Origin of the sequence: Burkholderia sp. BCC1972 (genome assembly GCF_905339605.1) — a bacterium.
GTDB lineage: Bacteria > Pseudomonadota > Gammaproteobacteria > Burkholderiales > Burkholderiaceae > Burkholderia.
This window is the reverse complement of record NZ_CAJPGH010000015.1, coordinates 56,441-80,795: the sequence shown is the minus strand read 5'-3', so window position 1 is coordinate 80,795 and position 24,355 is coordinate 56,441. Positions and strand designations below refer to the sequence as shown.

22 protein-coding genes and 2 riboswitches are annotated in these 24,355 nt (G+C 69.2%); of the genes, 13 read left to right on the top strand and 9 right to left on the bottom strand.

What is annotated here, in order from left to right:
- The first annotated feature begins 10 nt into the window (after positions 1–10).
- From U5798_RS21540 to U5798_RS21520, 5 genes are all read left to right on the top strand, one after another.
- Positions 11–2,275: a TonB-dependent siderophore receptor gene (locus U5798_RS21540; RefSeq protein WP_322083132.1), complete on the top strand. Its 2,265-nt coding sequence runs from the start codon at positions 11–13 to the stop codon at positions 2,273–2,275.
- 86 nt (positions 2,276–2,361) lie between these two features.
- Entirely contained in the window at positions 2,362–3,201 is an 840-nt protein-coding gene (locus tag U5798_RS21535) for a N(5)-hydroxyornithine transformylase PvdF (RefSeq protein WP_124451652.1), read from the top strand.
- A complete protein-coding gene (locus U5798_RS21530) occupies positions 3,201–4,217 on the top strand; it encodes a GNAT family N-acetyltransferase (RefSeq protein WP_124451654.1) in 1,017 nt (338 codons plus the stop codon). Before U5798_RS21535 ends, U5798_RS21530 begins: the two co-directional genes overlap by 1 nt.
- 251 nt (positions 4,218–4,468) lie before the next feature.
- Entirely contained in the window at positions 4,469–4,732 is a 264-nt protein-coding gene (gene vapB, locus U5798_RS21525) for a type II toxin-antitoxin system VapB family antitoxin (RefSeq protein WP_322083131.1), read from the top strand.
- Positions 4,729–5,145 (top strand): PIN domain-containing protein, encoded by a 417-nt coding sequence (locus U5798_RS21520; RefSeq protein WP_322083130.1) that lies wholly within the window; start codon positions 4,729–4,731, stop codon positions 5,143–5,145. Before vapB ends, U5798_RS21520 begins: the two co-directional genes overlap by 4 nt.
- Before the next feature lie 48 nt (positions 5,146–5,193).
- Here the strand turns inward: U5798_RS21520 and U5798_RS21515 are convergent, their stop codons facing one another.
- Together U5798_RS21515 and U5798_RS21510 are read right to left on the bottom strand one after the other, a co-directional pair.
- Entirely contained in the window at positions 5,194–6,099 is a 906-nt protein-coding gene (locus U5798_RS21515) for a nucleotidyl transferase AbiEii/AbiGii toxin family protein (protein WP_124451660.1), read from the bottom strand.
- The gene (locus U5798_RS21510) at positions 6,068–7,141 is read right to left on the bottom strand and encodes a type IV toxin-antitoxin system AbiEi family antitoxin (protein WP_322083129.1); all 1,074 of its coding nucleotides are present in this window, start codon (positions 7,139–7,141) and stop codon (positions 6,068–6,070) included. The genes U5798_RS21515 and U5798_RS21510 overlap by 32 nt, the downstream gene beginning before the upstream one ends.
- A gap of 344 nt (positions 7,142–7,485) precedes the next feature.
- Here U5798_RS21510 and U5798_RS21505 point away from each other — a divergent pair, with 344 nt between their 5' ends.
- Positions 7,486–8,649, top strand: a complete 1,164-nt coding sequence (locus tag U5798_RS21505; RefSeq protein ID WP_322083128.1) for a M20 aminoacylase family protein — start codon at positions 7,486–7,488, stop codon at positions 8,647–8,649.
- Between the two features lie 31 nt (positions 8,650–8,680).
- On the opposite strand, the gene U5798_RS21500 is transcribed toward U5798_RS21505, so the two are convergent.
- From U5798_RS21500 to U5798_RS21480, 5 genes are all read right to left on the bottom strand, one after another.
- Positions 8,681–9,985 (bottom strand): cobyrinate a,c-diamide synthase, encoded by a 1,305-nt coding sequence (locus U5798_RS21500; protein WP_322083127.1) that lies wholly within the window; start codon positions 9,983–9,985, stop codon positions 8,681–8,683.
- 2 nt (positions 9,986–9,987) lie between these two features.
- On the bottom strand, positions 9,988–10,590 hold the full coding sequence (gene cobO / locus U5798_RS21495; protein ID WP_124451668.1) for a cob(I)yrinic acid a,c-diamide adenosyltransferase: 603 nt from the start codon (positions 10,588–10,590) through the stop codon (positions 9,988–9,990).
- Positions 10,591–10,624: 34 nt separating this feature from the next.
- Positions 10,625–11,002 carry a cobalamin biosynthesis protein gene (locus U5798_RS21490; protein ID WP_322083126.1) on the bottom strand — a complete coding sequence of 126 codons (378 nt, stop codon included), beginning with the start codon at positions 11,000–11,002 and terminating at the stop codon, positions 10,625–10,627.
- The gene (cobA, locus tag U5798_RS21485) at positions 10,999–11,808 is read right to left on the bottom strand and encodes a uroporphyrinogen-III C-methyltransferase (protein ID WP_415859509.1); all 810 of its coding nucleotides are present in this window, start codon (positions 11,806–11,808) and stop codon (positions 10,999–11,001) included. Before cobA ends, U5798_RS21490 begins: the two co-directional genes overlap by 4 nt.
- A gap of 109 nt (positions 11,809–11,917) precedes the next feature.
- Positions 11,918–12,155, bottom strand: a riboswitch (cobalamin riboswitch).
- Between the two features lie 68 nt (positions 12,156–12,223).
- On the bottom strand, positions 12,224–14,362 hold the full coding sequence (locus U5798_RS21480; RefSeq protein ID WP_322083124.1) for a TonB-dependent siderophore receptor: 2,139 nt from the start codon (positions 14,360–14,362) through the stop codon (positions 12,224–12,226).
- Between the two features lie 151 nt (positions 14,363–14,513).
- Positions 14,514–14,786, top strand: a riboswitch (cobalamin riboswitch).
- Between the two features lie 328 nt (positions 14,787–15,114).
- Here U5798_RS21480 and cobW point away from each other — a divergent pair.
- The 7 genes from cobW to U5798_RS21445 all read left to right on the top strand — a co-directional run bounded on the left by cobW (position 15,115) and on the right by U5798_RS21445 (position 23,306).
- Positions 15,115–16,203 carry a cobalamin biosynthesis protein CobW gene (gene cobW, locus U5798_RS21475; RefSeq protein WP_322083123.1) on the top strand — a complete coding sequence of 363 codons (1,089 nt, stop codon included), beginning with the start codon at positions 15,115–15,117 and terminating at the stop codon, positions 16,201–16,203.
- A 6-nt stretch (positions 16,204–16,209) separates the two neighbouring features.
- The gene (gene cobN, locus U5798_RS21470) at positions 16,210–20,016 is read left to right on the top strand and encodes a cobaltochelatase subunit CobN (RefSeq protein ID WP_322083122.1); all 3,807 of its coding nucleotides are present in this window, start codon (positions 16,210–16,212) and stop codon (positions 20,014–20,016) included.
- On the top strand, positions 20,013–21,089 hold the full coding sequence (locus tag U5798_RS21465; RefSeq protein ID WP_322083121.1) for an ATP-binding protein: 1,077 nt from the start codon (positions 20,013–20,015) through the stop codon (positions 21,087–21,089). Before cobN ends, U5798_RS21465 begins: the two co-directional genes overlap by 4 nt.
- Positions 21,090–21,229: 140 nt before the next feature.
- Positions 21,230–21,766, top strand: coding sequence for a vWA domain-containing protein (locus U5798_RS21460; protein WP_322083190.1), 537 nt, complete (start codon positions 21,230–21,232; stop codon positions 21,764–21,766).
- Positions 21,767–21,828: 62 nt separating this feature from the next.
- Positions 21,829–22,281 carry a YaiI/YqxD family protein gene (locus tag U5798_RS21455; RefSeq protein WP_322083120.1) on the top strand — a complete coding sequence of 151 codons (453 nt, stop codon included), beginning with the start codon at positions 21,829–21,831 and terminating at the stop codon, positions 22,279–22,281.
- A gap of 94 nt (positions 22,282–22,375) precedes the next feature.
- A complete protein-coding gene (locus U5798_RS21450; protein ID WP_124451684.1) occupies positions 22,376–22,948 on the top strand; it encodes a DUF1993 family protein in 573 nt (190 codons plus the stop codon).
- Between the two features lie 31 nt (positions 22,949–22,979).
- Entirely contained in the window at positions 22,980–23,306 is a 327-nt protein-coding gene (locus tag U5798_RS21445; protein ID WP_322083119.1) for a low molecular weight protein tyrosine phosphatase family protein, read from the top strand.
- Positions 23,307–23,333: 27 nt separating this feature from the next.
- Here the strand turns inward: U5798_RS21445 and U5798_RS21440 are convergent, their stop codons facing one another.
- Both U5798_RS21440 and U5798_RS21435 read right to left on the bottom strand, forming a co-directional pair.
- Positions 23,334–23,756 (bottom strand): NUDIX hydrolase, encoded by a 423-nt coding sequence (locus U5798_RS21440; RefSeq protein ID WP_322083118.1) that lies wholly within the window; start codon positions 23,754–23,756, stop codon positions 23,334–23,336.
- A gap of 150 nt (positions 23,757–23,906) precedes the next feature.
- Entirely contained in the window at positions 23,907–24,167 is a 261-nt protein-coding gene (locus tag U5798_RS21435) for a hypothetical protein (RefSeq protein ID WP_322083117.1), read from the bottom strand.
- Between the last annotated feature and the right edge of the window lie 188 nt (positions 24,168–24,355).

Below are 24,355 nucleotides of genomic sequence, written 5' to 3'. Positions count from 1 at the left end.
CGGAGACCGCATGAAAAAAGTGGAGCAGAGAAAGATGGAGTGGGCAACAGGCACGCGTTTGCGTGCGATCGCAGCCGCGGCAAGCGTGGCGTTCGGGATGGCGGCGGCAGGGCACGCATACGCCCAGACGGCGCCGGCCGTGAACGCAGGCGCCGCGGCGTCGGCCGGCAGTGCGCAGAACGGCGCGACGACGAGTACGTCGACCGGCGCGCAAAACGGCACGCTGCCGGCGATCACCGTCAACGCGGCCTCGGCAGGCGACGGCACGGTCGGGCTCGTCGCGAAGCGCAGCAGGAGCGGCACCAAGACCGACACGCCGCTCAACGAGATCCCGCAGACGATCAACGTCGTCACCGCGCAGCAGATCGAGATGACCGGCGCCACCGACGTGAACGCGGCGCTGCGCTACGTGCCGGGCTTCTCGTCGTACGGTTCGGACAACCGCTCGGACTGGTACGCGGCGCTGCGCGGCTTCACGCCGACCGCCTACGTGAACGGGCTGCAGGTGCCGAACACGATCAACCTCGCGAGCTGGCGCGTCGATCCGTACATGATCGACAGCATCAGCGTGCTGCGCGGGCCGACCTCGGTGCTGTACGGCGCGGGCGACCCGGGCGCGATCATCGACGTACAGACCAAGCTCGCCGACGGCGAGCGCGTGCGCGAAGCCGGGGTGCAGATCGGCAACTACGCGCGCAAGCAGTTCATGATCGACGTCGGCGACAAGCTCGACCCGGACGGCAAGTACGCGTACCGGTTCGTCGGCGTCGCGCGCGACGGCAATGCGCTGACCGGCCCGAACAACGACCAGCGCGTCGCGCTCGCGCCGTCGTTCCGCTGGCGCCCGGACGCGGATACGTCGCTGACGCTGTCCGCGACGTACCTGCAGGACTGGGGCGACATCTCGTCGAACTTCGTGCCCGCGCAGGGCACGGTGCTGCCGAACCCGAACGGCCAGATCAACAAGGACGTCTACGAAGGCGACGGCGCCTTCAACTACTACCGCAAGAAGCAGTGGTCGGTCGGCTACCAGTTCGAGCGCAACCTGACGCCGGCCTGGACGTTCCGCCAGAACACGCGCCTGATGCACCTGTCGCTCGACAACGGCTCGGTGTTCGGCAACGGCTTCGTCGACGGCAGCACGACCGACGTGTCGCGCTGGGCCGGCGTGTTCCAGATGAACTACAGCCGCTTCGACATCGACAACAACCTCGAGGGCCGCTTCGCGACGGGCCCGCTGCAGCACACGCTGCTGCTCGGCTTCCAGTACAACCGCCAGACCGCGACCGACAGCGAGTGGCTCGCCGCCGCGCCGCCGCTGAACATCTACAACCCGGTGTACCAGCCCGTCACGACGGCGGTGTTCACGCCCGACGCGACGTTCCGCACCAACACGTACACGACGATGAACACGTTCGGCCTGTACGCGCAGGACCAGATCAAGTGGAACCGCTGGACGCTGACGCTCGGCGGCCGCGAGGACTGGGTCAACATGCGCCAGGACGATCGTGCGGCGGGCACGTCGACGAAGGCGGACGTCACGGCGTTCACCGGCCGCGTCGGCCTCACGTACCAGGGCGACTACGGGCTGTCGCCGTACATCAGCTACGCGACGTCGTTCAACCCGCTGATCGGCGTGAACCTGCTCGGCGGCGGGCTGCCGCAGCCGACGCGCGGCAAGCAGATCGAGGCCGGCCTGCGCTGGCAGCCGCCCGGCAAGAACCTGATGCTGAACGCGGCGATCTACCAGATCAACCAGACCAACGTGCTCACGCCGGCGCTGCCGAGCCAGGACAACACCGGCACGAAGTCGGTGCAGACGGGCGAGGTGCGTTCGCGCGGGATCGAGCTGAGCGCGACCGGCAAGGTCACGCGGAACCTGTCGGTGATCGCGTCGTACGTCTATCAGGACGTGAAGAACGTGCAGGCCAACGACGTCTCGCTGAACAACTGGCCGGTCGACATTCCGCGTCCGCGCCAGATGGCGTCGCTGTGGACCGACTGGACCTGGCACACGGGGCCGCTCGCGGGCTTCGGCCTCGGCGGCGGCATTCGCTACCAGAGCGCGTCGGCCGGTGCGGCCGACAACTCGCTGACGGTATCGAGCGTCACGCTGTTCGACGCGGGCCTGCATTACGACATGCGTAACTGGCGCTTCGCCGTGAACGGGACGAACCTGTTCAACCGCCATTACATCAGCGGTTGCCAGTCGATGAACGTCTGCGTGTTCGGGACCGACCGCACGGTCATCGCGACCGCGAAATACAACTGGTGACGTTGCGTGCCGCGGCCAGCCGGCCGGCCTTCGTGGCCGGCGCGGGCCGGCCGCGGCGCCTTCGTCCGCTTTTCCACGACGCCTCCATGCCGAAGAAAAATCTCGTCTACATCCAGTCGCTGCGCAACGGCGCGGCCGATCGTGCCGGCCAGCCGGTCGCCTATCGCGGCGGCACGCGCTACATGAAGGCGCCGCTCGAATTCCTCGTCGAGCGCCTGAACGATTCGTCGCTGGGCGAACGCTATACGTTGCAGGGCGTGATCGTCGACGACGACGAAGGGTCGCCCGCCGACCGCGCGAAAGTCGCCGACTACGGCTTCGCACGCACGCCGGGCCGGCCGTGGATCCTGCCGGAAGGCCTGACGGTGCAGGGCCGGCCGGTCGACGAACTGTTCTGCACGATTGCGTCGACGTACCGGCGGCTGCCGCGCGACGCGCGCGAGCGCGTGGCCGGCAAGCAGGCGTTCGAGCGACGCCTGCTCGAGCGTCTGCTCGAACTCGACGCCGACATCGTCGTGCTCGACGGGCTGCTCGTGATCCTCGACGAGCTCGTGCGGCCCGGCGCGCGCTTTCACCGGCGCATCGCCAACATCCACCCGGGCATCACGGCCGACGATTCGCCGTATCAGCGCCGCGGCGCGTGGGCGACGCTCGACGCGCTGCACGGCGCGCGCGGCGAACGGGTCGACTGGGCGAGCGGCACGACGTCGTCCGTCGCGCCCGTGACGATGACGGGCGCATCGTTTCACTACGTCGACAACGGCATCGATTCCGGCGAGGTGATCAGCGACGTGCTCGACACGCCGATCGCGCCGGACGACACGATTCTCGAACTGCGCTGGAACAACTTCCAGCGCAGCCTGTTTCCGGCGCTCGAGCGGGGGCTGCACGTCCTCGCCGACCGCCACGACGCGGGAGTACTTTGATGGAAGACACGCTGACGAAACCGGCCGGCGCCGCCGACGCCGTCGAAGGTGAGGTGGCTGCCGCGCTCGACGGCGCCGCGCAGAGGCAGGGCGTGTCGATCGTCGAGCACACGCTCGATGCATGGCGGCCCGACGATGCGCCGGACGCGCTGCTCGCGGCATTCGTCGCGCTGTTCAACACCGACACGCGGCACGACATCGCGATGATCTCGGTGCCGCTCGCCGGCGCGGACGCGGCAGCCGTCGAGTCGTACGTCGCGCGTGCAGTGCGCGAGGGCGTGATCGACGGCGCGCAGGTCGCGGGCGACACGCTGCGGCTCACCGTATCGCGGACGACGTTCTGGCAGAACCCGCGGCCGTGGCTGAAGGCGCCTGCATCGGGCGGGATGCCGCTGCGCTACGCGATCACGGACGGCCACCGGCATCCGGTGCGGCCGCCGTCGCCGGCCGGCGAGATCTATGCGCGATACATGCCGCAGGTCGGGATGACGTTCAGCCTGCGCACCGTCGACATCGACGCGCACGCGGACCTGTTCAGCGGCTGGATGAACCTCGATCGCGTCGCGCATTTCTGGGATCAGCGCGGCACGCGCGACGAGCATGCGGCGTATCTCGCCGAGCGGCTTGCCGATCCGCACATGCACCCGATGATCGGCTATTTCGACGACACGCCGTTCGGCTATTTCGAGTTCTACTGGGCGAAGGAGGACCGTCTCGCGCCGTTCTACGACGCGCACGACTACGATCGCGGGCTGCACCTGCTGATCGGCGACTCGCGCTTCCAGAGCGCCGGCAAGCTGCATGCGTGGTGGAGCGGGGTGCTGCACTACATGTTCGTCGACGAACCGCGCACGCAGCGGCTCGTCGGCGAGCCGCGCGTCGATCACGTGCGGCACATCGCGTACATGCACCGGCTCGGGTTCTACACGCTGAAGGAGTTCGACTTCCCGCACAAGCGGGCAGCGCTCACCGTGATCGAGCGCGATACGTTCTTTGACACTTTCCGGTTACCGTGACGGGGCGCCGCGCGCAGCGTCGATGCGGCGTTGCGCGCGGCCTTGCGATGCGTGTGCATTAGCCGTCCGGGATATGGACCGCGCGGCCTGCGTCGTGAAGAATGGATCGCTCCTCTCATCGACGACAGGCCGGCAGCATGAATCAGACATCCTCGACAACGTGGGACGCAACGGCGAATTCGCCTCCCGCTAAATTGACATATGCCAGCATATGTCTAGAATGGGCGCATCGTACTCCCATGGAGTGGCTCATGCGCACCGTTTCCATTTTCAAGAATGCCCGTAACCAGGCCATCCGCATCCCGAAGGACATGGAGTTCGAAGGGGTGACCGAACTCGAGATCCGCCGCGAGGGCGACACCTTGCTGCTGCGGCCGGTACGGCCGACGTGGCTGTCGTTCGCGAACGAACCGCTGGTCGATGCCGATTTCCTTGCCGAGCGCCCGGCCGTCATCGAGCCCGGTCGCTTCGACCTGTCCGGCGATACCGACGCGCCGACGGAGTCCAGCCGGTGACCACGCTCTACATGCTCGATACGAACATCTGTTCGTTCATCATGCGCGAACGGCCGCCCGTGGTGCTGTCGCGGCTGCAGTCGTGCGTGAATGCGCAGCACCGGATCGTCGTGTCGGCCATCACCTATGCCGAGATGCGGTTCGGCGCGGTTGGCAGGAAGGCGTCGCCGAAGCATGCGGAACTCGTGACGGCCTTCATCTCGCGGCTGGACGGCGTGCTGTCGTGGGATACGGCGGCAGTCGATGCCACGGCCGCGATCCGCGCGGATCTCGCCGCGCGCGGCACGCCGATCGGCGCAAACGATGCGTCGATTGCCGGGCATGCGATCGCGGCGGGCGCGGTGCTCGTCACGAACAACGGCCGCGAATTCGGCCGTGTCGCGGGGTTGTCGCTCGAGGACTGGGCGGCATGAACACGTCCGGCCGAAAGTGCGATGACGTCGCTGCTGCTCCGCGACGCATCATGCGTGCGGAGCGGGCGAATCGACGAGAAACGCGCGGCGGAACGCATCGAGATACCGGTCGGCGTCGTCGTTGAATTCACCCGGCAGCGACGCGAACGCACGGGCCAGCAGATCCTGGCCGAGCGTCGTGTAAGTCGCTTCGTCGGACAAGAGCGTGCGGACGGCGTCGCGCGTTTGTGGCGAAGCGATCCGTTTCGCATCTCGTGCGAGCAGCCCGGCCGCGGCAAGGCCCGGCTGGAATGCATGCACTTCCAGAAGGTCCGGCGCGGCATCCCAGATTCGTTCGCGATTGCCGGCGTCGTGGTAATGACGCAGCAGGAACAGCAGGTCGTATGCGTCGCTGTTCTGGCGCGCGCGCCGGTCCTTCCACGCGAGCAATTTCAGCAACGCAAGCGCAGGCAGGCTCGCCACCGGCACCACGTTGTCCGCACCGATCGACACGGCCAGTGCGGTATCGACCGCTTCCTGAAAGCCCAGCACGGTCAGCACGAATTCGCCGCCCGGCGGCCAGGCGATCTCGCCTGGTGTTGTTTCGAGCGGCCCGAACGGCACGAGATCGAGCTCGGTGCGAAAGCCGTGCGTGCCGCTGTCGAACAGCAGTTTCTGCTGCTGTTTGGGCGCACGCGTGAATTGCCCCGTCGCGACGAGTGCGTCGACGAGTTGCGCGTGAAACGGCCAGCTCACCGCGCACACGGCAACGTCGACGTCCCGTGTCGCGCGCACGGGCCGGATGCCGTGGACGTGCCACATCAGGATGTCGCGCGCGGTTGCGCCGGCGACGACGAAGGCTGCGTCGAGGCGCGCGCAGGCCGTGCCGACCGCTTGCAACAGCGCGACCGCTGCCGGTTCGAGCGGCCGGCTTGCGTCGACTTCAAGCGGGCGGATGGGCGAGGTATCGGTCATGAATCCGTTCGGCGGCGGTGAGATTGCGGCTGTCCCCGGACGACACGAGATCCGCGTAGATCAGCAGTGGCGGCACGAGCGGCACATCCTGCTCGCGCCAGTCGAGCGCCGGCGAGCGCGGCCAGAATGCTTCGAGGATTTCGACGTCGCCTTGCTCGTCCGGGCGCAGACGCGCCTGCAACAGCAGCCGGTTCGACACCGCGCCGTGCGTATAGACGGTGATCGCGGCAGGCTTCAGATCGTGCGTCAGCAGATCGGCCGCCGGCTCGCCGCCGAGCTGCGCATCGAAGGCCGCGAAATCGAAACTGCGCCACCAGTCGGGCGTCATGCCGGCAAACCGGCGGCTCGGCAGTTTCGCGCGCAAGCGGCTGGGGTACAGCGAAGCCCACTCCTGCACGAAGCGCGGCCAGTCGGGAATCAGGCGCTCGCCGTTGCGGCGCTGCCCGACCAGGCCGCGCGCGATCAGGTCGTCCATCGCGAGATTGACGGTGCCGAGCGCGACGCCCGACACCGCGGCAATTCCCCGGTACGGCTGTGCGACGAGGCCCGGCTGCGTCGCGAGGGCGAACATCACGGCCAGCCCCTTCGGCGTGGTTGCGCGCGACGCGTGCCGGCGTGGCGCGCGTGCCGGTTTCGGCCGGCCAGCGATCATGATGGTTGCCTCCGGCTGGATCAGGCAGGTGTTGCCGGCGACGTCGAGAAACGGGATGCCCTGGTCGATCAGCGCGGCGGCCAGTTCGGCCGAAAGATGCGGCGTGACCAACATCAGCGGCCGCTCGCCGGGCTTCGTGGCATCGCCGCCGCGACGGCGCAACGCCGCGAGCGCGGCCGTCAGCGATTCGGTCCGCAGGCTCACGGCGACCGGCATGTCGAATACGTGCCCGGCCACGTCGAAGCGGATCATCGCGTCGGCGCGCGCAGGGTACGCAGCCGGCACCCGCACGGGCCGCGCGCTGAAGCGCCGGGTTGCACGGCCGAACGCGGCGCAGGCGTCGTCGAGCACGTGCTGTTCCGACAGAGGGAGAGGAGCGTTCTCTGGCATCAGGGAGGATCGCTTGTTCACTTTTTTGTTAGCGTACACAAAAAATGTACAACCGTCAAAAAATGAACAAGAATCTGCAACCCTTTGATATGCAGGAAGTATTTCCGATATTTGAGCGAGCATCTCCGGATCCTCCTGGGCGGAAAATCGACGTGGAACGCGCAGTTTCACGTATCCGGGCCATCAGCGGCAGTCGTCCGGATGGCCGGCTGGCACCGACTGCGAGAGCGATGTTTTCACATGGCAACCACCAGTTGCTACCGTGACGACTTTCCGTCTGCCAGGTTGCCATCGAACGGACTATCCTTGCGTGCACATTCCCCCGCACACCAGGAGACGACACCGTGGCGCACAGCGTGATCCCCGCAGGCCTTGCCGATGAAATGATCGAGATCCGGCACCGCATTCATGCCCATCCCGAGCTGGGTTTCGAGGAATTCGCGACGAGCGACCTCGTCGCCGCGCAACTGCAGTCGTGGGGCTACACGGTGCATCGCGGGCTCGGCGGTACCGGCGTCGTCGGGCAGTTGAAGGTCGGCGATGGCGCGCAGCGCCTCGGCCTGCGCGCCGACATGGACGCGCTGCCGATCCACGAGGCGACCGGGTTGCCGTACCAGAGCACGATCGCCGGCAAGATGCATGCATGCGGCCACGACGGCCACACGGCGATGCTGCTCGCGGCCGCGAAGCATCTCGCGCGCGAGCGCCGTTTCTCGGGCACGCTGAACCTGATTTTCCAGCCGGCCGAGGAAGGGCTCGGCGGGGCGAAGAAGATGCTCGACGAAGGGCTGTTCGAGCAGTTCCCGTGCGACGCGATCTTCGCGATGCACAACATGCCGGGCTTTCCGACCGGCCAGTTCGGCTTCCTGCCGGGGCCGTTCATGGCATCGTCGGATACCGTCGTCATCGACGTGCAGGGCCGCGGCGGTCACGGCGCGGTGCCGCACAAGGCGATCGATCCCGTCGTCGTGTGCGCGCAGATCGTGCTGGCGCTGCAGACGATCGTGTCGCGCAACGTGTCGCCGCTCGACATGGCGATCGTCACGGTCGGCGCGATCCACGCGGGCGAGGCGCCAAACGTGATTCCCGATCGCGCGCAGATGCGCCTGTCGGTGCGTGCGCTGAAGCCCGAGGTGCGCGACCTGCTCGAAACACGCATCAAGGAAGTCGTGCACGCGCAGGCCGCCGTGTTCGGCGCGACCGCGACGATCGACTACCAGCGCCGCTACCCGGTGCTCGTCAACGATGCGGAGATGACGGCGTTCGCGCGCGGCGTCGCGCGCGAGTGGGTCGGTGAAGCCAATCTGATCGACGGGATGGTGCCGCTCACCGGCAGCGAGGATTTCGCGTTCCTGCTCGAAAAGCGGCCGGGCTGCTACCTGATCATCGGCAACGGCGACGGGGAGGGCGGCTGCATGGTGCACAACCCCGGCTACGACTTCAACGACGCGGCGCTGCCGACCGGCGCGTCGTACTGGGTCAAGCTGGCCGAGGCGTTTCTGGTGTGACGGAACCGGATTGCGCGTCGTGCGCGATCGTTCAGAACGCCTCTCCGCCGAACAACGCCACGACCGCATCCGGATTCGACGGCCAGTACATGTGCATGTACGTCGCGACGATCGCACCGTGGCGATAGACGGCTTCGCCGCTGCCCGGCGCGCCGTCGGGACGCGCGGCGCTCGCGACCGGCTCCAGCGGCGTCGCGAGCCGCGAATAGTGGAACGTATGCCCGCGCATCGGCCCGGTGCGCGTGTCGAGCTGCTGCATGCCGAGCGCCGCGAACCGGCGCTGCATCGTTGCCTGGCCCGGCAGCACGCCGAGCATCGGCGTCGTCGAGCCGTCGACGTCGGTCAGCGATTCGCACAGATACACCATCCCTCCGCATTCCGCGACGATCGGCCGGCCGGCCGCCGCATGCGCGCGAATCGCCCGCGCGGTCGCGGCATTTGCCGCCAGCGTCGCCGCATGCAGTTCCGGATAGCCGCCCGGCAGGAATAGCGCGTCGCAATCGTCGGGCACCGGTTCGTCGACGAGCGGCGAGAAGAACCGCAACTGCGCGCCGAGCGCGTCGAGCAGCGCGAGATTCGCCGGATAGATGAACGAAAACGCCGCATCGCGCGCCACCGCGATCCGCTTGCCGGCGAGCGAGCGCAGCAGCGGCGCCGAGGCGTCCGGTTCCGCGAACGCGACGGCCGGCGGCAATTCGGCGAGCGCCGTCTGCGCGAGCACGTCGGCCGCGCGGTCGAGCCGCGCGTCGAGATCGTCGATGTCGGCCGGCTGGTGCAGGCCGAGATGCCGCTCCGGCAGCGCGATGCCCGCATCGGCCGGGACGTGCCCGAGCCAGCGCAGGTCGCCCGGCAGCGCCTGTTGCAGCAGTTCCGCATGCCGCGCCGAGCCGACGCGGTTCGCCAGCACGCCGTGAAACGGCAGCTCCGGCCTGAATCGCGCGAGCCCGAACGCGATCGCCGCGAACGTCTGTGCCATCGCCTTCGCCGAAATCACCGCGACGACCGGCACGCCGAACGCGGCCGCGAGATCGGCACTGCTCGGCGTGCCGTCGAACAACCCCATCACGCCTTCGATCAGGATCAGGTCCGCTTCGCGCGCGGCATCGGCAAGCAGCGCGCGGCAACCGGCCTCGCCGACCATGCCGAGGTCGAGCGCATGCACGCTCGCGCCGCTTGCGCGTTCGAGCAGCATCGGGTCGAGAAAATCCGGCCCGGTCTTGAACACGCGCACGCGGCGGCCGAGCCGGCGGTGCAGCCGCGCGAGGCCGGCCGTCACCGACGTCTTGCCCTGGCCCGACGCGGGTGCGCTGACGAACAGCGCGGGGCAGGCCGGCACGCTCAGAACTCCACGCCGCGCTGCGCCTTCACGCCTTGCTCCTTGTACGGATGCTTGACGAGCCGCATTTCGGTGACGAGGTCGGCCGCGTCGATCAGCGCATCGGGCGCGTGCCGCCCGGTCACGACGACGTGCACCGAATCCGGACGCGCGACGAGCGTCGCGAGCACTTCGTCGAGCGGCAGGTATTCGTACTTCAGCACGGTGTTCAGCTCGTCGAGGATCACCATCCGGTAATCGCCGCTTTCGATCATCCGGCGCGCCTCGTCCCAGCCCTTGCGCGCGGTCGCGATGTCGGCGTCGCGGTTCTGCGTATTCCACGTATAGCCGTCGCCCATCGTCACGAAATCGCATTCCGCGACCGCGCCGAGGAAGTCGCGCTCGGACGTGTGCAGCGCGCCCTTGATGAACTGCACGACACCGAGCCGCATGCCGTGGCCGAGCACGCGCACGGCCATGCCGAACGCAGCCGTGCTCTTGCCCTTGCCGTTGCCGGTATTGACGATCAGCAGGCCCTTTTCCTGGGTGGCGGCGGCCTGCTTCTTCTCGTGGCCGGCGCGGCGGCGTTCGGTCATCCGTTGATGGGATTCGGCATCGGTCTTCATCGGAAATCGTCCTGTCGAAAGCGAAACAAAGGGTTCAGAGCGGGCCGGCGAGCGCGACCGTCACGCCGTCCCGGATGGATTTGGGGCCCAGCAACCTGCCGTGCGGCGCCGCGAGCTGCGCGCAGGGTTCGGCCACACCGGCAACACCGAAGCGTGCAAGCGCGGCGTCCGACGGGCCGCTCACGGCGAGTTCGGGATGGCTCGCCAGCCGCACCGCGTCGAATGCGACGAGCGGCCAGCCGCGGCGCGCGCACAGCGTGCGCAGCGCACGGGCACGCGCCTTGTCGGCGAGCGTCGCGACGAGCGCCGGTTCGGCGGCCGGGTAACGCGCCAGCGCCGCGCGGATCGCGGCATCGAGTTGCGCGGCCGTGACGCCCGTGCGGAAACCGATGCCGAGCGCGACGCGCATCATGCGTGGCCGCCGAGCGCCGCACGCACCGCCGGATCGTCGGCGAGCGCCGCGACGCGGCCGATCACGGCGATCGCCGGCGAACCGAGGCCGGTCGTGCCGACGCGTTCGACGAGGCTGTCGAGTGTCGCGAGCACGTGCCGCTGTTCCGGGCGTGTCGCATTCTCGATCGCCGCGCACGGCGTATCGCCGGGCACGCCGCCGGCGCGCAGCGCGGCGGTAATCGCGTCGAGCCGGCGAATGCCCATGTAGATCACGAGTGTCATGCGCGTGGCCGCGAGCGCGCGCCAGTCGGGCTCGTCGACGCCCGCGCCGTGGCCCGTGACGAAGATCACGCCCTGCGCGTCGCCGCGCTGCGTGACCGGAATGCCGAGCGCGGCCGGCGCCGCGATACCCGCGGTGATGCCGTTCACGATCTCGACCGGAAAGCCCGCCGCGCCCAGCGCGACCAGCTCCTCGCCGCCGCGGCCGAACACGAACGGATCGCCGCCCTTGAGCCGCGCGACGCTGCGGCCCGCCCGCAGGTGCGCGAGCATCGCGGCGACGATCGCTTCCTGCGGCGTCGACGCATGGCCGCCGCGCTTGCCGACGTGCTCGATCTGCGCGCCGGCGCGCGCATGGCACAGCACGTCGGGGTTCACGAGATCGTCGACGAGCAGCACGTCGGCCATGCCGATCGCGCGCACGGCCCTGAGCGTCAGCAGGTCGGCATCGCCGGGGCCGGCGCCGACGAGCCATGCGCGGCTCATTGCACGCGGCACGGCACGCACCGTGTCGAAACAGTGGAACAGAAAAGGCGGGCGGCACATCGGCGGCCGGCGGGCAGGCAGTGCATGGCGAATCGGGTGAAGCTCGCGCGAACGCGGGCGGAATGCGCACCCCATCCGTCCCCCGCGGATCGGGCGTTCGGCGAGCATCGCGCTCGCCCCTTGCGTCGGCCGGTATCCGGGCTGGCCGCTTGCCAGGCCGCAGCCTTCCCGCCCGGCTGAAGGGCAGTGGCATCGAGGGCGGCCTGGGCGCAGGCGCGGGAAAGCGCGTCGCGCGGGCGGCGTACCGTTGCGGGGACAGCACAGGCCGGGCGGATGGCCGCCTCCTGTTTCCCGTTTAACTGCATGCACGGAATGCGCATGCGAGCACCGAACGCGGCGCATACGATAGCACAGGGCTTGCGGCGCGCAAGCCCCGGCGGGCCGGCTGCGCGGGGCGTCGGCGCGGCCCGCGCGGTCAGAACTTGTACGCCGCCGTCAGCGTGAACGTGCGTGGCGAACCGGGCATGATCTGCGCGAGGCTCGTCGCATTCGCATAGTAGTCACGATCGGTCAGGTTGACGGCCGCCAGCGTCACCTCGAAGTCACGCGTGCGATATCCGGCCTTGCCGTCCCAGCGGACGTAGGCGGGCAGTTCGAGCAGGTTGTCGCGATCCGCGTAACGCGCCCCTTCGTACACGAGCCCGAGTTCGGCGAAAAATCCGCGCAGCGGCGCATGGCTGACGAACAGGCTGCCGTTCGCCCCGGACACGCCCGCCGAGCGCTTGCCCGCGTACTTCGGCTCGGCGTCGACCACCCGCGCGTGTTGCCAGCCGATGCCGCCACGGACGAACCAGTCGCCCACGAGCCGGCCGGCGACGCCCAGTTCCAGGCCGCGATTGCGCTCGAGGCCGGTGAGGTCGAAAAATCCCGGCCGAACCGGATCGGCCACGCGGCGGTTGTACAGATCGAGCTGAAACAGCGCGAGCGTCGTGCTCAGCGCGCCGTCGCGCCAGTCGCTTTTCACGCCGATCTCGTATTGGCGGTTGTATTGCGGGCCGAGATCGTTGGCGTTGCCGCGCGCGTCCGGCGTGATGCCGATCAGGTCGCCGCCGACCGGCGCGAAGCTCTTGCTGTACGACGCATACACGCTGTGCGCGCCGACCGGCGACCACACGACGCCGAGCCGCGGGCTCCAGGCCGTCGTCGTGCGCCGCGAATGCAGACCGTTCAGCGCGTTGGTCGAAGCGACGTCGAAGCGTTCCCCACGCAGGCCGCCGAGCAGCTTCCACGCTCGGCCGAGGTCGATGCGGTCCTGCGCGAAGATTGCGTAGTCGCTGACACGGTGGCGATTCATCGCATACGGGCGCGGCGCCGAGCCGGCCAGTGCGAAACGATCCGGTCCGCCGATCGGGACCGGCGCCGCGTCGGCCTGCCAGAGCGTCGGGCTGCGTTTCTGCCAGCCGTATTCGATGCCGAACAGCAGATGATGCAGCCCCGGTCCGGTCGCGACCTTGCCGCCCAGTTCGATGCCGGTCTGCACGTTGAGATGCGTCATGTCCTGCAGGTAGCGCGCTCGCTGCACGCGCCGATAGTCGCGCGGCTTCGTGACGTAGCTTTGCGTGACGTAGGTATTGTCGAAGGTGCTGCGCAAATCCAGCACGCCCAGCGTATGACGCAGCTCCCAGCCGTCATCGAACGCGTGCGTGAAGACCGAGCGCCAGTTCATGTTCGCGTCGCGGATGGTGTCGCGGCCCGCCGCGCCGAAGAAGGTTGCGCGCCGCGCGGACGGCAGCGAGTACGCGACCGGCTTGCCGGCCGCGTCGAGCACGGCGACCGGCGCCGGCATGCCGCGATCGGGCACGCGTCGGTACGCGTCGTATTCGAACTGCAGCAGCCAGCTGCGCCGCGCGCCCCGCCATTTGATCGACGGCGCGACGTACTGGCGCGTGCCGTCGACATGGTCGCGGAAGCTGCCCGCGTATTCGCGTCCGGCATTCAGCCGCACGCTCCATGCGCTCGACAGGGTCCGGTTGAGATCGACCGACGCACCGAGCCGCCCATAACTGCCGGTCGCCGCCGACAGATGTCCGAAGTTTTCCGGCAGCGGCTGCTTGGTGATCCGGTTGATGACGCCGCCGCCGCTGCCGCGCCCGTACAGCGCCGCCGCCGGCCCCTTCAGTACTTCGACGCGTTCGATGTTGCCGAGACTGCGCACGTATTGCGCGTCGTCGCGCATGCCGTCGAGCAGCAGGTCGCCCGCGGCGGAAAAGCCGCGAATGCGGAACGAATCGAAGCGCGTATCCGACGTATTGGACACACCCGGCACACCGGCCAGCGCGTCGGCCAGCGTGCGGCCGCCATAGGACAGCGTTTCCTCGACCGCGACGCTGTCGATCGTTTGCGGTACGTCGCGCGGATGGCTCGCGGTGCGGGTTGCCGTGCTCACGCTTTCGGCGCGCGGATCGTTTGGGTGACGGCGGCTGCGCACCTCGACCGCGGGCAGTTCGTCGTCGAATTCGGCCGCCGGGGCGGGGAAGGAGGCGACACCGGCGATCGAGCACAGCGACAGGGCCAGCACAGGAAAGTGCCGCCCGGATATCTGTCGTTTCGACATGAAGATTTAAGGATGACTGAGTGATTGCCTCACATTGCCGTTGCGCAGTGGTTTCGTTGTTGTCGGGTGAAGTTTATCTCGACTAGTTGAAAACGACAATCATTCGCGTTCGCCGCCGGCTGCTCGCCTTGACGCTCCCCGCACCGCCGCCTACACTCGCACGCGTTTTGGTGCTCGCGCGTGCCGCTCCGGCGCGCGCAGTTAAACGGGAAACAGGGAGCCTGCCTGCACCGCAGTCGAGCCAACCTGTGCTGCCCCCGCAACGGTAAGCGAACGTGTCGCGCGCAGCGCGATGCAGCGCCGCTTCGCCGCCTGCCGCGTGCCGCGTGCAGGCGGACGACCGCCACTGGATGCCGCGCGCATCCGGGAAGGCGAAGCGGCGTGTTCGCCAGCCCGGATACCGGCCTAAACGTTGGGGTTCAGCGCCGCGGGGAGGCGGCGCATCGTCCACGGCCGCAGCAGGCCCGACGCCCGGTGTTTTCCGCTTCCTCCGCCGATCTGCCCCCGCGCGAACGCGCCCGGGCCGGCACGGCGAACGGCAGGCGGCGCGGGCAGGGCCGGCGGCAGCCGTGTTGGCATTCACGATGTCGACCGTTCGCAAGGAAGCGTCATGTCCGATTCGTTGTTCCGCCCGTCGTGCGGCTGTCCGCGCGGATCACGCGGCGATCTTCCTGCGCTTCGCCCGATGAATTGCCTCGCCGCCACCGACGCGACGATCCCGTCCTGATTCCTTCTTCGACACCAGACCTACCATGACCCTACGCAAGCTCCCCGTCACGATCGTCACGGGCTTTCTCGGCAGCGGCAAGACGACGCTGATGCGCCACATCCTGCAGCACGCCGAAGGCCGCCGCATCGCGGTGATCGTCAACGAATTCGGCGAACTCGGCATCGACGGCGAGATCCTCAAGGGCTGCGGCATCGGCTGCGAGGATGCCGACGGCGCGCAGGGCGAAGCGGCGGGCCAGCTGTACGAACTCGCGAACGGCTGCCTGTGCTGCACCGTGCAGGAAGAGTTCTATCCGGTGATGGAAGCGCTCGTCGAGCGCCGTGCGGACATCGACCACGTGCTGATCGAGACGTCGGGTCTCGCGCTGCCGAAGCCGCTCGTGCAGGCGTTCAACTGGCCGACGATCCGCAACAGCTTCACGGTCGACGCGGTCGTGACCGTCGTCGACGGGCCGGCCGCCGCGAGCGGCCAGTTCGCGGAAAACCCGCAGGCCGTCGACGCGCAGCGCCGCGCCGATCCGAACCTCGACCACGAATCGCCGCTGCACGAACTGTTCGCCGACCAGCTGTCGTCCGCCGATCTCGTGATCGTGAACAAGGCCGATCTCGTCGGCGACGCGGAATTTGCGCAGATCGAAACCGCGATCCGCGACGAGATCCCGCCGCAGGTGAAGATCGTGCGCGCGACGCGCGGCGAACTCGATCTCGCGATGCTGCTGGGCCTCGAGTCGGCATCGGAAGAAACGATCCACCTGCGTCACGACCATCACGGCTCGGCCGACGACGGCGATCACGATCACCATCACGACGATTTCGACTCGGTGGTCGTGTCGGGCGACGCCGGCACGCGCGAAGCCACGATCGCCGCGCTGCAGCGGGTCGTCGAAGCGCACACGATCTACCGCGCGAAGGGCTTCGCCGCGCTGCCCGGCGCGCCGATGCGGCTCGTGATCCAGGGTGTCGGCCGCCGTTTCGACAGCTATTTCGACCGCCGCTGGCAGGACGGCGAAACGCGTGCGAGCCGCTTCGTGCTGATCGGCGAGGATCTCGACGCGGCCGCGCTGCAGCGCGCGTTCGACGCTGCGTGCACGGCCGAGCCGCAACAGGCGTAACGCACGATGCATCTGCTGCGCACCACGCCGGGCGGCTTCGTCGACGATACGCAGGGCGTCGTCCGGATCGACCAGCAGCCGGCCGACATCGTGATCCTGAGTTCGGCCGACACGACGCTGTCGCTGCTCGCGAGCGTCGTGCCGCAACTGCCGGCCGGTTTCCCGAGCGTGCGGCTCGCGAACGTCACGTTCCTGCGCCAGCCGGCGTCGGTCGATTTCTATGTCGACGACGTGCTGCGCCACGCGAAGACGGTCGTGATCGATCATCTCGGCGGCGAAACGTACTGGCCGTACGGGATCGAGCAGGCCGTGTCGCTCGCGTCGAAACGCGGGCAGCGGCTCGCGATGTTCTCGGGCGACCTGCAGGAAGATCCGAACCTCGTCGCGAAGAGCACCGTCACGCCGGATCTGTGCCGGCTGTGGTGGCGCTATCTGCGCGAGGGCGGCGCGCACAACGCCGGCGCACTGCTGCGCAGCATTGCCTTCCACACGCTCGGGTTCGGCGACGAACCCGAGCCGCCGCGCCCGCTGCCGGCCGCCGCGCTGTATCACCCGGCGCGCGACCGCGCGAGCGTCGACGACTGGCGGCCGCGCTGGACGCCCGGCGCGCCCGTCGTCGCGATCCTGTTCTATCGCGCGCACTGGCAGGCCGCGAACACGGCCGTGTTCGACGCGCTGGCCGACGCGCTGATCGACGCAGGGCTGAATCCGCTGCCGGTCGCGGTGACGTCGCTGAAGGATGCGGTGAGCCGCGAGGTCATCACGCAGCTCTGCGACACGCACGGCGTCGCGCTCGTGCTGAACACGACCGCGTTCGCGGCCGGCGCCATCGACAGCCCCGAACATGACGTGCTTGCCGGCGACGCGCCGGTGCTGCAGGTGATCCTGTCCGGCGGCAATCGCGATGCGTGGGTGGCCGACAACCAGGGCCTGCATGCGCGCGATATCGCGATGCACATCGCGCTGCCCGAAGTCGACGGGCGCATCGTCACGCGCGCAGTGAGTTTCAAGGGGCTCGCGTATCGCTGCCCGCACACCGAGGTCGACGTCGTGCGCTACCAGCCGGACGCCGAGCGGATCGCGTTCGTCGCGGCGCTCGCGCGCGGCTGGTGCCGGCTGCGCACGCTCGACAACGCCGACAAGCGTGTCGCGCTGATTCTCGCGAACTATCCGCAAAGCGAAGGGCGGATCGGCAACGGCGTCGGGCTCGACACGCCGGCGTCGGCGCTGCGCGTGCTCGCGGCGCTGCGCGATGCGGGCTATACGGTGGCCGACCTGCCGCCCGACGGTGACGCGCTGATCGCGCAACTCACCGAAGGCGTGACCAACGACGCGGCCGTGCATGCGCTGCGCCCGGCGTTTCAGAGTTACGCGCTGGCCGACTACGTCGCGCGTTTCGCGCGGTTGCCGGCCGCCGTGCGCGACGCGCTGAACGAACGCTGGGGGCCGCCCGAAGCCGACCCGACGCTGCGCCACGGGCGCTTCACGATCGCCGGCTGGCGCGCGGGCAACGTATTCGTCGGCATCCAGCCGTCGCGCTCGCGTGGCGAGAACGACTACGCGAGCTACCACGACGCGGATCTCGTGCCGCCGCACGCGTATCTCGCGTTCTATTTCTGGCTGCGCGATGCCTATCGCGTCGACGCGGTCATCCATCTCGGCAAGCACGGCAATCTCGAATGGCTGCCGGGCAAGAGCGTCGCGCTGTCCGACGCATGCTGGCCCGACCTCACGCTCGGGCCGCTGCCGCACCTGTATCCGTTCATCGTCAACGATCCGGGCGAGGGCAGCCAGGCGAAGCGCCGCGCGCAGGCCGTGATCGTCGATCACCTGATGCCGCCGCTCACGCGCGCGGAAAACTACGGCCCGCTGCAGGACCTCGAGCGACAGGTCGACGAATACTACGAAGCGCTGATGGTCGATGCGCGGCGCGCGAAACTGCTGCGCAAGACGATCCTCGCGACGATCGCCGAGCATCGTCTGCATGACGAACTGAGCGTGTCGCCGCCGCGCGATGCGGGCGACGAGGATGCGCTGCTGACGCGCGTCGATGCATGGCTGTGCGAACTGAAGGAAGCGCAGATTCGCGACGGGCTGCACGTGTTCGGCCTGTCGCCGGCCGATCGCCAGCGCCGCGACACGCTGCTCGCGCTCGCGCGCTTTCCGGTCGGCGACGGCAAGGGCGCACGGGCGGGGCTGATCGGCGCGCTGGCGCGCGATCTCGCACTCGGCGACGACTTCGATCCGCTCGCGGCCGACTGGGCCGCGCCGTGGGGTGGCCCGCGCCCGGCGATCCTGCAGGCGCTCGATGCATCGCCATGGCGCCATGCGGGCGATACGCGCGAGCGGCTCGAACGGCTCGCGCAGCAATGGCTGGACGGGCTGTGCGCGCCCGACGGCAACACGGGCGCCGACGCGACGCCGCCCGGCGCATGGCCCCATACGCTCGCGGTGATCGGGCGCGTCCGCGCGACGCTGCTGCCGGCGCTCGACGCGTGCGGCGGCGAGGAAATGCGCCAGCTGCTGCGCGGGCTCGACGGCCGCTTCGTGCCGCCGGGGCCGAGCGGCTCGCCGTCGCGCGGCCGCCCCGACGTGCTGCCGACCGGCCGCAACTTCTACTCGGTCGATACACGTGCCGTGCCGACCCAGGCCGCATGGTCGCTCGGCCTGAAATCCGCGCAGCAACTGATCGAGCGCCATCTGCAGGATCACGGCGACTATCCGCGCGCGATCGGCCTGTCGGTATGGGGCACGGCGACGATGCGCACCGGCGGCGACGACATCGCGCAGGCGTTCGCACTGATCGGCGTGCGACCGAAATGGGCGCACGGCAGCCATCGCGTGACCGACTTCGAAATCCTGCCGATCGAGATCTTCGACCGGCCGCGCATCGACGTGACGCTGCGCGTGTCGGGCTTCTTCCGCGACGCGTTCCCGAACCTGATGCACCTGTTCGACGCGGCCGTGCAGGCCGTCGCCGCGCTCGACGAGCCCGAGGAACTGAACCCGATCCGTGCGCGCATCGAGCGCGAACGCGCGAAATGGGTCGCGCAGGGCGTGCCGCCCGACGAAGCGCGACGCCGCGCCGGCTGGCGCGTGTTCGGCGCGCGGCCGGGCAGCTACGGCGCGGGCCTGCAGGACCTGATCGACCAGCGCCGCTGGCAGACCGACGCCGATCTGGCCGATGCCTACCGCCAATGGGGCGGCCATGCGTATGCGCAGAACAGCGCGGGCGACGCGGCGGCCGACGTATTCGGCGAGCGGCTCGCGACGATCGACGTCGTCGTGCAGAACCAGGACAGCCGCGAGCACGACATCCTCGATTCGAACGACTACTACCAGTTCCAGGGCGGGATGACGGCGGCCGTGCGGCACCTGTCCGGGCAGCAGCCGAGCATCTATCACGGCGACCATGCGAACCCGGTCGCACCGAAGATGCGCACGCTGCGCGAGGAAATCGCACGCGTGATCCGCTCGCGCGTCGTCAACCCGAAATGGCTCGACGGCGTGAAGCGGCACGGCTACAAGGGCGCGGCCGAGATGGCGGCGACCGTCGACTACCTGTACGGCTATGACGCGACCGCGCGCGTGCTGTCCGACCACCAGTACGCGCTCGTCGCCGACGCGTACCTGTTCGACGACGCGACCCGCGCGTTCCTCGAACAGCACAACCCGAAGGCGCTGCACGGCATCTGCGAACGCTTCGTCGAGGCGATGCAGCGCGGCCTGTGGCAGCAGCCGGGCGACTATCGCGAGCGGATCGAGGCGGTCTGGCTCGCGAGCGAACAACTCCAGGAAGGGGGACGGCGATGACCGATCCGACGATGCACCGCGCGCGCGCGGTTTTTCCGTTTGCGGCGCTCGTCGCGCAGGACGCGCTGCAGCAGGCGCTGCTGCTCGCCGCGATCGACCCGTCGCTCGGCGGCGTGCTCGTGAGCGGGCCGCGCGGCACCGCGAAATCGACCGCCGCGCGCGGCCTGGCGGAACTGCTGCCTGAAGGGCAATTCGTCACGCTGCCGCTGTCGGCGAGCGACGAGCAGGTGACGGGCACGCTCGATCTCGCGCATGCGCTGGCCGAAAACGGCGTGCGTTTTCGGCCCGGCTTGCTGGCTCGTGCGCATCTCGGCGTGCTGTACGTCGACGAAGTGAACCTGCTCGCCGACGGGCTCGTCGATACGCTGCTCGACGTCGCCGCGAGCGGCGTGAACATCGTCGAGCGCGATGGCGTGTCGCATGCGCACGACGCGCGTTTCGTGCTGGTCGGCACGATGAATCCCGAGGAAGGCGAGTTGCGGCCGCAACTGCTCGATCGCTTCGGGCTGATGGTTGAGCTGGAGAACTGCTTCGACGCGGCCCACCGCGAGCGGATCGTGAAGGCGCGACTCGCGTTCGATCTCGATCCGGACGCGTTTCGCGCGCGTCACGCGGCGGCCCAGCGGGAACTCGCGGACCGGATTCATGCGGCGCGCGCGCGGCTGCCGGCGCTCGATTTCGACGATGCGGTCCATGCGCGCGTCAGCGCACTGTGCATCGACGCGGCCGTCGACGGGTTGCGGGCCGATCTCGTGATGCTGCGCGCCGCGCGTGCGCTGGCCGCGCTGGAACAGGCCGACGCGGTGACGGTGTCGCATGTCGAGCGCGTGGCGGAAGCGGTGCTGCGGCACCGGCGCCATGCCGGTACGCCGCCGTCGCACGGATCGTCGCAGCACGGTGGCGAGCGCGATGCTCATTCGCCGCCGGATGCACGCCGGCAGTCCGACAACCGGCACGGCGAGACACAAGGCGATGCATCGGCATCCCAGGGCGACTGGGGCTACTTGCCGCCCGAGCCGGCCGGCCTGCGCGACGTCAAGAGCGTGGTGCCGCTGCCGCTAAAAAAACGCTGAGCCATCGAGCCGGCGCCGCCGCGAACGCCGTTCGCGGTCCTCGATGGCAGGCAGGCGCGGCCGCGCGCGTACCGGGTGCGGTACCCGCCGGCACGGCCGTCGCGTGGCCGGCGACGCTCGCCGCGAAACGTGTCGGCAAGCTGCATCACGATCATCTGCGCTTCCGGAAACGCGCGGGCACGCCGCATGCGCTGCATTGCTTCGTGCTCGACTGTTCGGCGTCGATGCTGTCGCACGACCGGCTCGCGCTCGCGAAGGGGCTGATCGTCGCGTATTTCGACCAGGCCGCGCGCGACCGCGTCGAAACCGCGCTGATCTGCTTCGGCGGTCAGGGCGCCGCCCGGCGATTCGGCCCGGCCGTGCCGCGCTGGTGGAATGCGCGCTGGCTCGAACCCGTGGACGGCGGCGGCGGCACGCCGCTCGCGGACGGCATCGCGGCCGCCGCGCAACTGCTCGCGCGCGATGCGCGGCGCGCGCCCGGCAAGCAGCGCTGGCTGTGGGTGCTGTCCGACGGGCGTACGCGCGAGACGCCGGCCAAGCCCGCGGCGGCCGATCACGTCGTATTCGTCGACTTCGACGATGCGGCCGTGCGGATCGGGCAGGGCGCGCGGCTCACCGCCGCATGGGGCGCGCAGTGGACGACGGCCGACGCGCTTCGCACGGATCTTGCGGGCTGATGGCCGGCCGGCGGTGCGTTATGATCGCCGCTTCTGCTTTCTGCCCACTGGAACAACCCGCCATGCAAGTACTGGTCGATGCCGACGCGTGTCCCGCCGTCATCAAGGACATGCTGTTTCGCGCCGCGCGTCGTGCCGAAATCTGCGTGACGCTGGTCGCGAACCAGTTCCTGCGCACGCCGCCGTCGCCGTTCATCAAGGCGATCCAGGTGCCGGCCGGCTTCGACGTGGCCGATGCGCGCATCGTCGAACTGGCGGAAGCCGGCGACCTCGTGATCACGGCCGACATCCCGCTGGCCGCCGCCGTCCTCGACAAGGGCGCGCATGCGCTCGACCCGCGCGGCAACTGGTTCAGCCGCGAGAACATCGAGGAACGCCTGTCGACGCGCGCGATGATGGACCAGTTGCGCAGCGCGGGCATCGACACGGGCGGGCCGGCGCCGTTCAGCGCGCGCGACGGCAAGGCGTTTGCGTCGCAACTCGACCGGTTCCTGGCGCGGCACGGCAAGCCGTAATCGACGGCGCGTTTGGGCGGCCCGGCCGAACCGGGGTGCGGTTTTCTGCCGACGCTGATATCGTGGCACGAACCCCCAACACAGGAGTGCACGCGTGTCACCGACCCAACTTCTCGTTCCCACCTATACGCAGATGCTGCGCGCGCAATCCGCGTGGCTCGACAAGGCCGTCGCGCACCGGCAGGCCACCGGCGCCGAGCCCGACGCGGTGATGACGCTGAAGCTCGCGCCCGACATGTATCCGCTCGCCGCCCAGGTGCGGTTCTCGTGCTTCCAGGCGATGGAGCCCGTCTACCGGCTGCGCGGCGAAGCGCTGCCGGCGGCGCTGCTGGCATTGCGCGAGGCAGGATGGAACGCGGATGCGCAGCCCGGCTCGCCGGACGACGCGCAGGCGATCATCGCCGGCACGCTGGCCTTTCTCGGCGAACTCGCGCCGGATGCGCTCGACGGCGGCACCGCGCGGCCGATCGCGCTCGAACTGCCGAACGGGATCGCGTTCGACATGACGGGCGAACAGTACGCACGCGACTGGGCGCTGCCGCAGTTCTACTTCCACGCGATCGCCGCGTACGCGATCCTGCGTCATCACGGCGTCGAGCTCGGCAAGGCCGACTACGTGCCGCACATGCTCGCGTACGTGCGGCCCGGTACGATTCCGCAAGGTTGAGCGAGCCGTCATCGGGCCACCGCGACGCGACATGACACGGGCACTGTTCATCTGCAGCCGCAACCGGCTGCTCAGCCCGACGGCGGAAGCCGTGTTCGCCGCATGGCCCGGCATCGAAACCGACTCCGCGGGCCTCGCGCCCGACGCGGATGCGCGGCTGTCCGCCGAGCAGCTCGACTGGGCCGACGTCGTGTTCGTGATGGAGCGCGCGCACAAGGCACGGCTGTCGACGCTGTTCGGTGCGCACCTGAAAGGCAAGAAGATCGTCTGCCTCGACATTCCCGACCGCTACGCGTTCATGCAGCCCGAACTCGTCGCATTGCTCGAACGCAAGGCCGGCCCGTTCCTGCGCGTGTGACCGGCACCGGCTTGGGCGGCACCGCCGTCAACGAAGCGGGCCGTTCACGATCGCCGAAAAACAGTCGAGACGCAGCAGCTCGATGATCTTGCGCGTCGGCACGCTCGCATGGAGTGTGTCGAGCCGGTCGACGGTGAACCACTTGCAGCGTGCGATCTCGTTGCTCGCGCGCGGCGTCAGGTGCGCGGGCACCTCCGCCACGAACACGTGATGGAGTTTCGTCAGCCCGCCGAACTGCACCGCATAGTCGAGCGCGAGCCCCTCCAGCCGCGTTTCCTCGGCCAGCTCGCGCTGCGCGGCTTCGAGCGGCGTCTCGCCGCGCCGGATCGTGCCGCCCGGCAGCGACCAGCGCGATGCCGTGCGGGCGACCAGCAGCACGCTGCGGCGCTGGCGGCACACGATCGTGGCGCGTTCCTTGGTGACGGCGAGGGTATCCGGCCCGGTGCTCATGTTCGGCAAAACAGGTGCTGAATCGTGGAGAAGGTGCACGCCGGCGGCCGGTGGTCCGGCAGCGGGCCGCGGCGGCGTACAGGCCGCCGCACGGATGTTACCGGCCGTTCATGACAGTTCCGTGCACGGCGCAGCGCGCCGGGTGCCGCATCACGCGTGTGTGTAGATCCCGCTGCGCGCCGGCTTCGCGTGGCGCGAATGGCGACGCGTGTGAACGGCGCGCCGATGATGCGGCGATGGCGCCGTCGCGTGCCGGCGCGCAGGCGCGGGCCGGGCGGTGGGAGCACCGGCCTGCGGTGCGGCGGCGGGCATCCCGGTTTGTCCCTCGCCAAAGTGAAAAGTCTGATTTTGCGCGTGCGCGACGCCGAGCGTCGACGCTAGCACGAAAGCCGCCAGCCACATCCGTTTCATGAAAAATTCCGCCTTGCTTTTGTCAGTTGAACGTCGTCCGCCAGCTTAGCGAAGGGCGGGGCGCCACCGCAACCGGCCCGCGTTCGGTGTCGTCCCCAGTTGCGGTCGGCGACGTTATCCGCGCGGCAGCCGGGTGCACCCGGGCTTGACAACATAATTCCTGAGTGTGAATATAAATTCACATACAA

What these genes read in the sequence shown, in the direction of transcription:
- U5798_RS21540 (WP_322083132.1), top strand. Translation starts at nt 11, where the DNA reads ATGAAAAAAGTGGAGCAGAGAAAGATGGAGTGGGCAACAGGCACGCGT.
- U5798_RS21535 (WP_124451652.1), top strand. Translation starts at nt 2,362, where the DNA reads ATGCCGAAGAAAAATCTCGTCTACATCCAGTCGCTGCGCAACGGCGCG.
- U5798_RS21530 (WP_124451654.1), top strand. Translation starts at nt 3,201, where the DNA reads ATGGAAGACACGCTGACGAAACCGGCCGGCGCCGCCGACGCCGTCGAA.
- vapB (WP_322083131.1), top strand. Translation starts at nt 4,469, where the DNA reads ATGCGCACCGTTTCCATTTTCAAGAATGCCCGTAACCAGGCCATCCGC.
- U5798_RS21515 (WP_124451660.1), bottom strand. Translation starts at nt 6,099, where the DNA reads ATGACCGATACCTCGCCCATCCGCCCGCTTGAAGTCGACGCAAGCCGG.
- U5798_RS21510 (WP_322083129.1), bottom strand. Translation starts at nt 7,141, where the DNA reads ATGCCAGAGAACGCTCCTCTCCCTCTGTCGGAACAGCACGTGCTCGAC.
- cobO (WP_124451668.1), bottom strand. Translation starts at nt 10,590, where the DNA reads ATGAAGACCGATGCCGAATCCCATCAACGGATGACCGAACGCCGCCGC.
- U5798_RS21490 (WP_322083126.1), bottom strand. Translation starts at nt 11,002, where the DNA reads ATGATGCGCGTCGCGCTCGGCATCGGTTTCCGCACGGGCGTCACGGCC.
- cobA (WP_415859509.1), bottom strand. Translation starts at nt 11,808, where the DNA reads ATGTGCCGCCCGCCTTTTCTGTTCCACTGTTTCGACACGGTGCGTGCC.
- U5798_RS21480 (WP_322083124.1), bottom strand. Translation starts at nt 14,362, where the DNA reads ATGTCGAAACGACAGATATCCGGGCGGCACTTTCCTGTGCTGGCCCTG.
- cobW (WP_322083123.1), top strand. Translation starts at nt 15,115, where the DNA reads ATGACCCTACGCAAGCTCCCCGTCACGATCGTCACGGGCTTTCTCGGC.
- cobN (WP_322083122.1), top strand. Translation starts at nt 16,210, where the DNA reads ATGCATCTGCTGCGCACCACGCCGGGCGGCTTCGTCGACGATACGCAG.
- U5798_RS21465 (WP_322083121.1), top strand. Translation starts at nt 20,013, where the DNA reads ATGACCGATCCGACGATGCACCGCGCGCGCGCGGTTTTTCCGTTTGCG.
- U5798_RS21455 (WP_322083120.1), top strand. Translation starts at nt 21,829, where the DNA reads ATGCAAGTACTGGTCGATGCCGACGCGTGTCCCGCCGTCATCAAGGAC.
- U5798_RS21445 (WP_322083119.1), top strand. Translation starts at nt 22,980, where the DNA reads ATGACACGGGCACTGTTCATCTGCAGCCGCAACCGGCTGCTCAGCCCG.
- U5798_RS21440 (WP_322083118.1), bottom strand. Translation starts at nt 23,756, where the DNA reads ATGAGCACCGGGCCGGATACCCTCGCCGTCACCAAGGAACGCGCCACG.
- U5798_RS21435 (WP_322083117.1), bottom strand. Translation starts at nt 24,167, where the DNA reads ATGAAACGGATGTGGCTGGCGGCTTTCGTGCTAGCGTCGACGCTCGGC.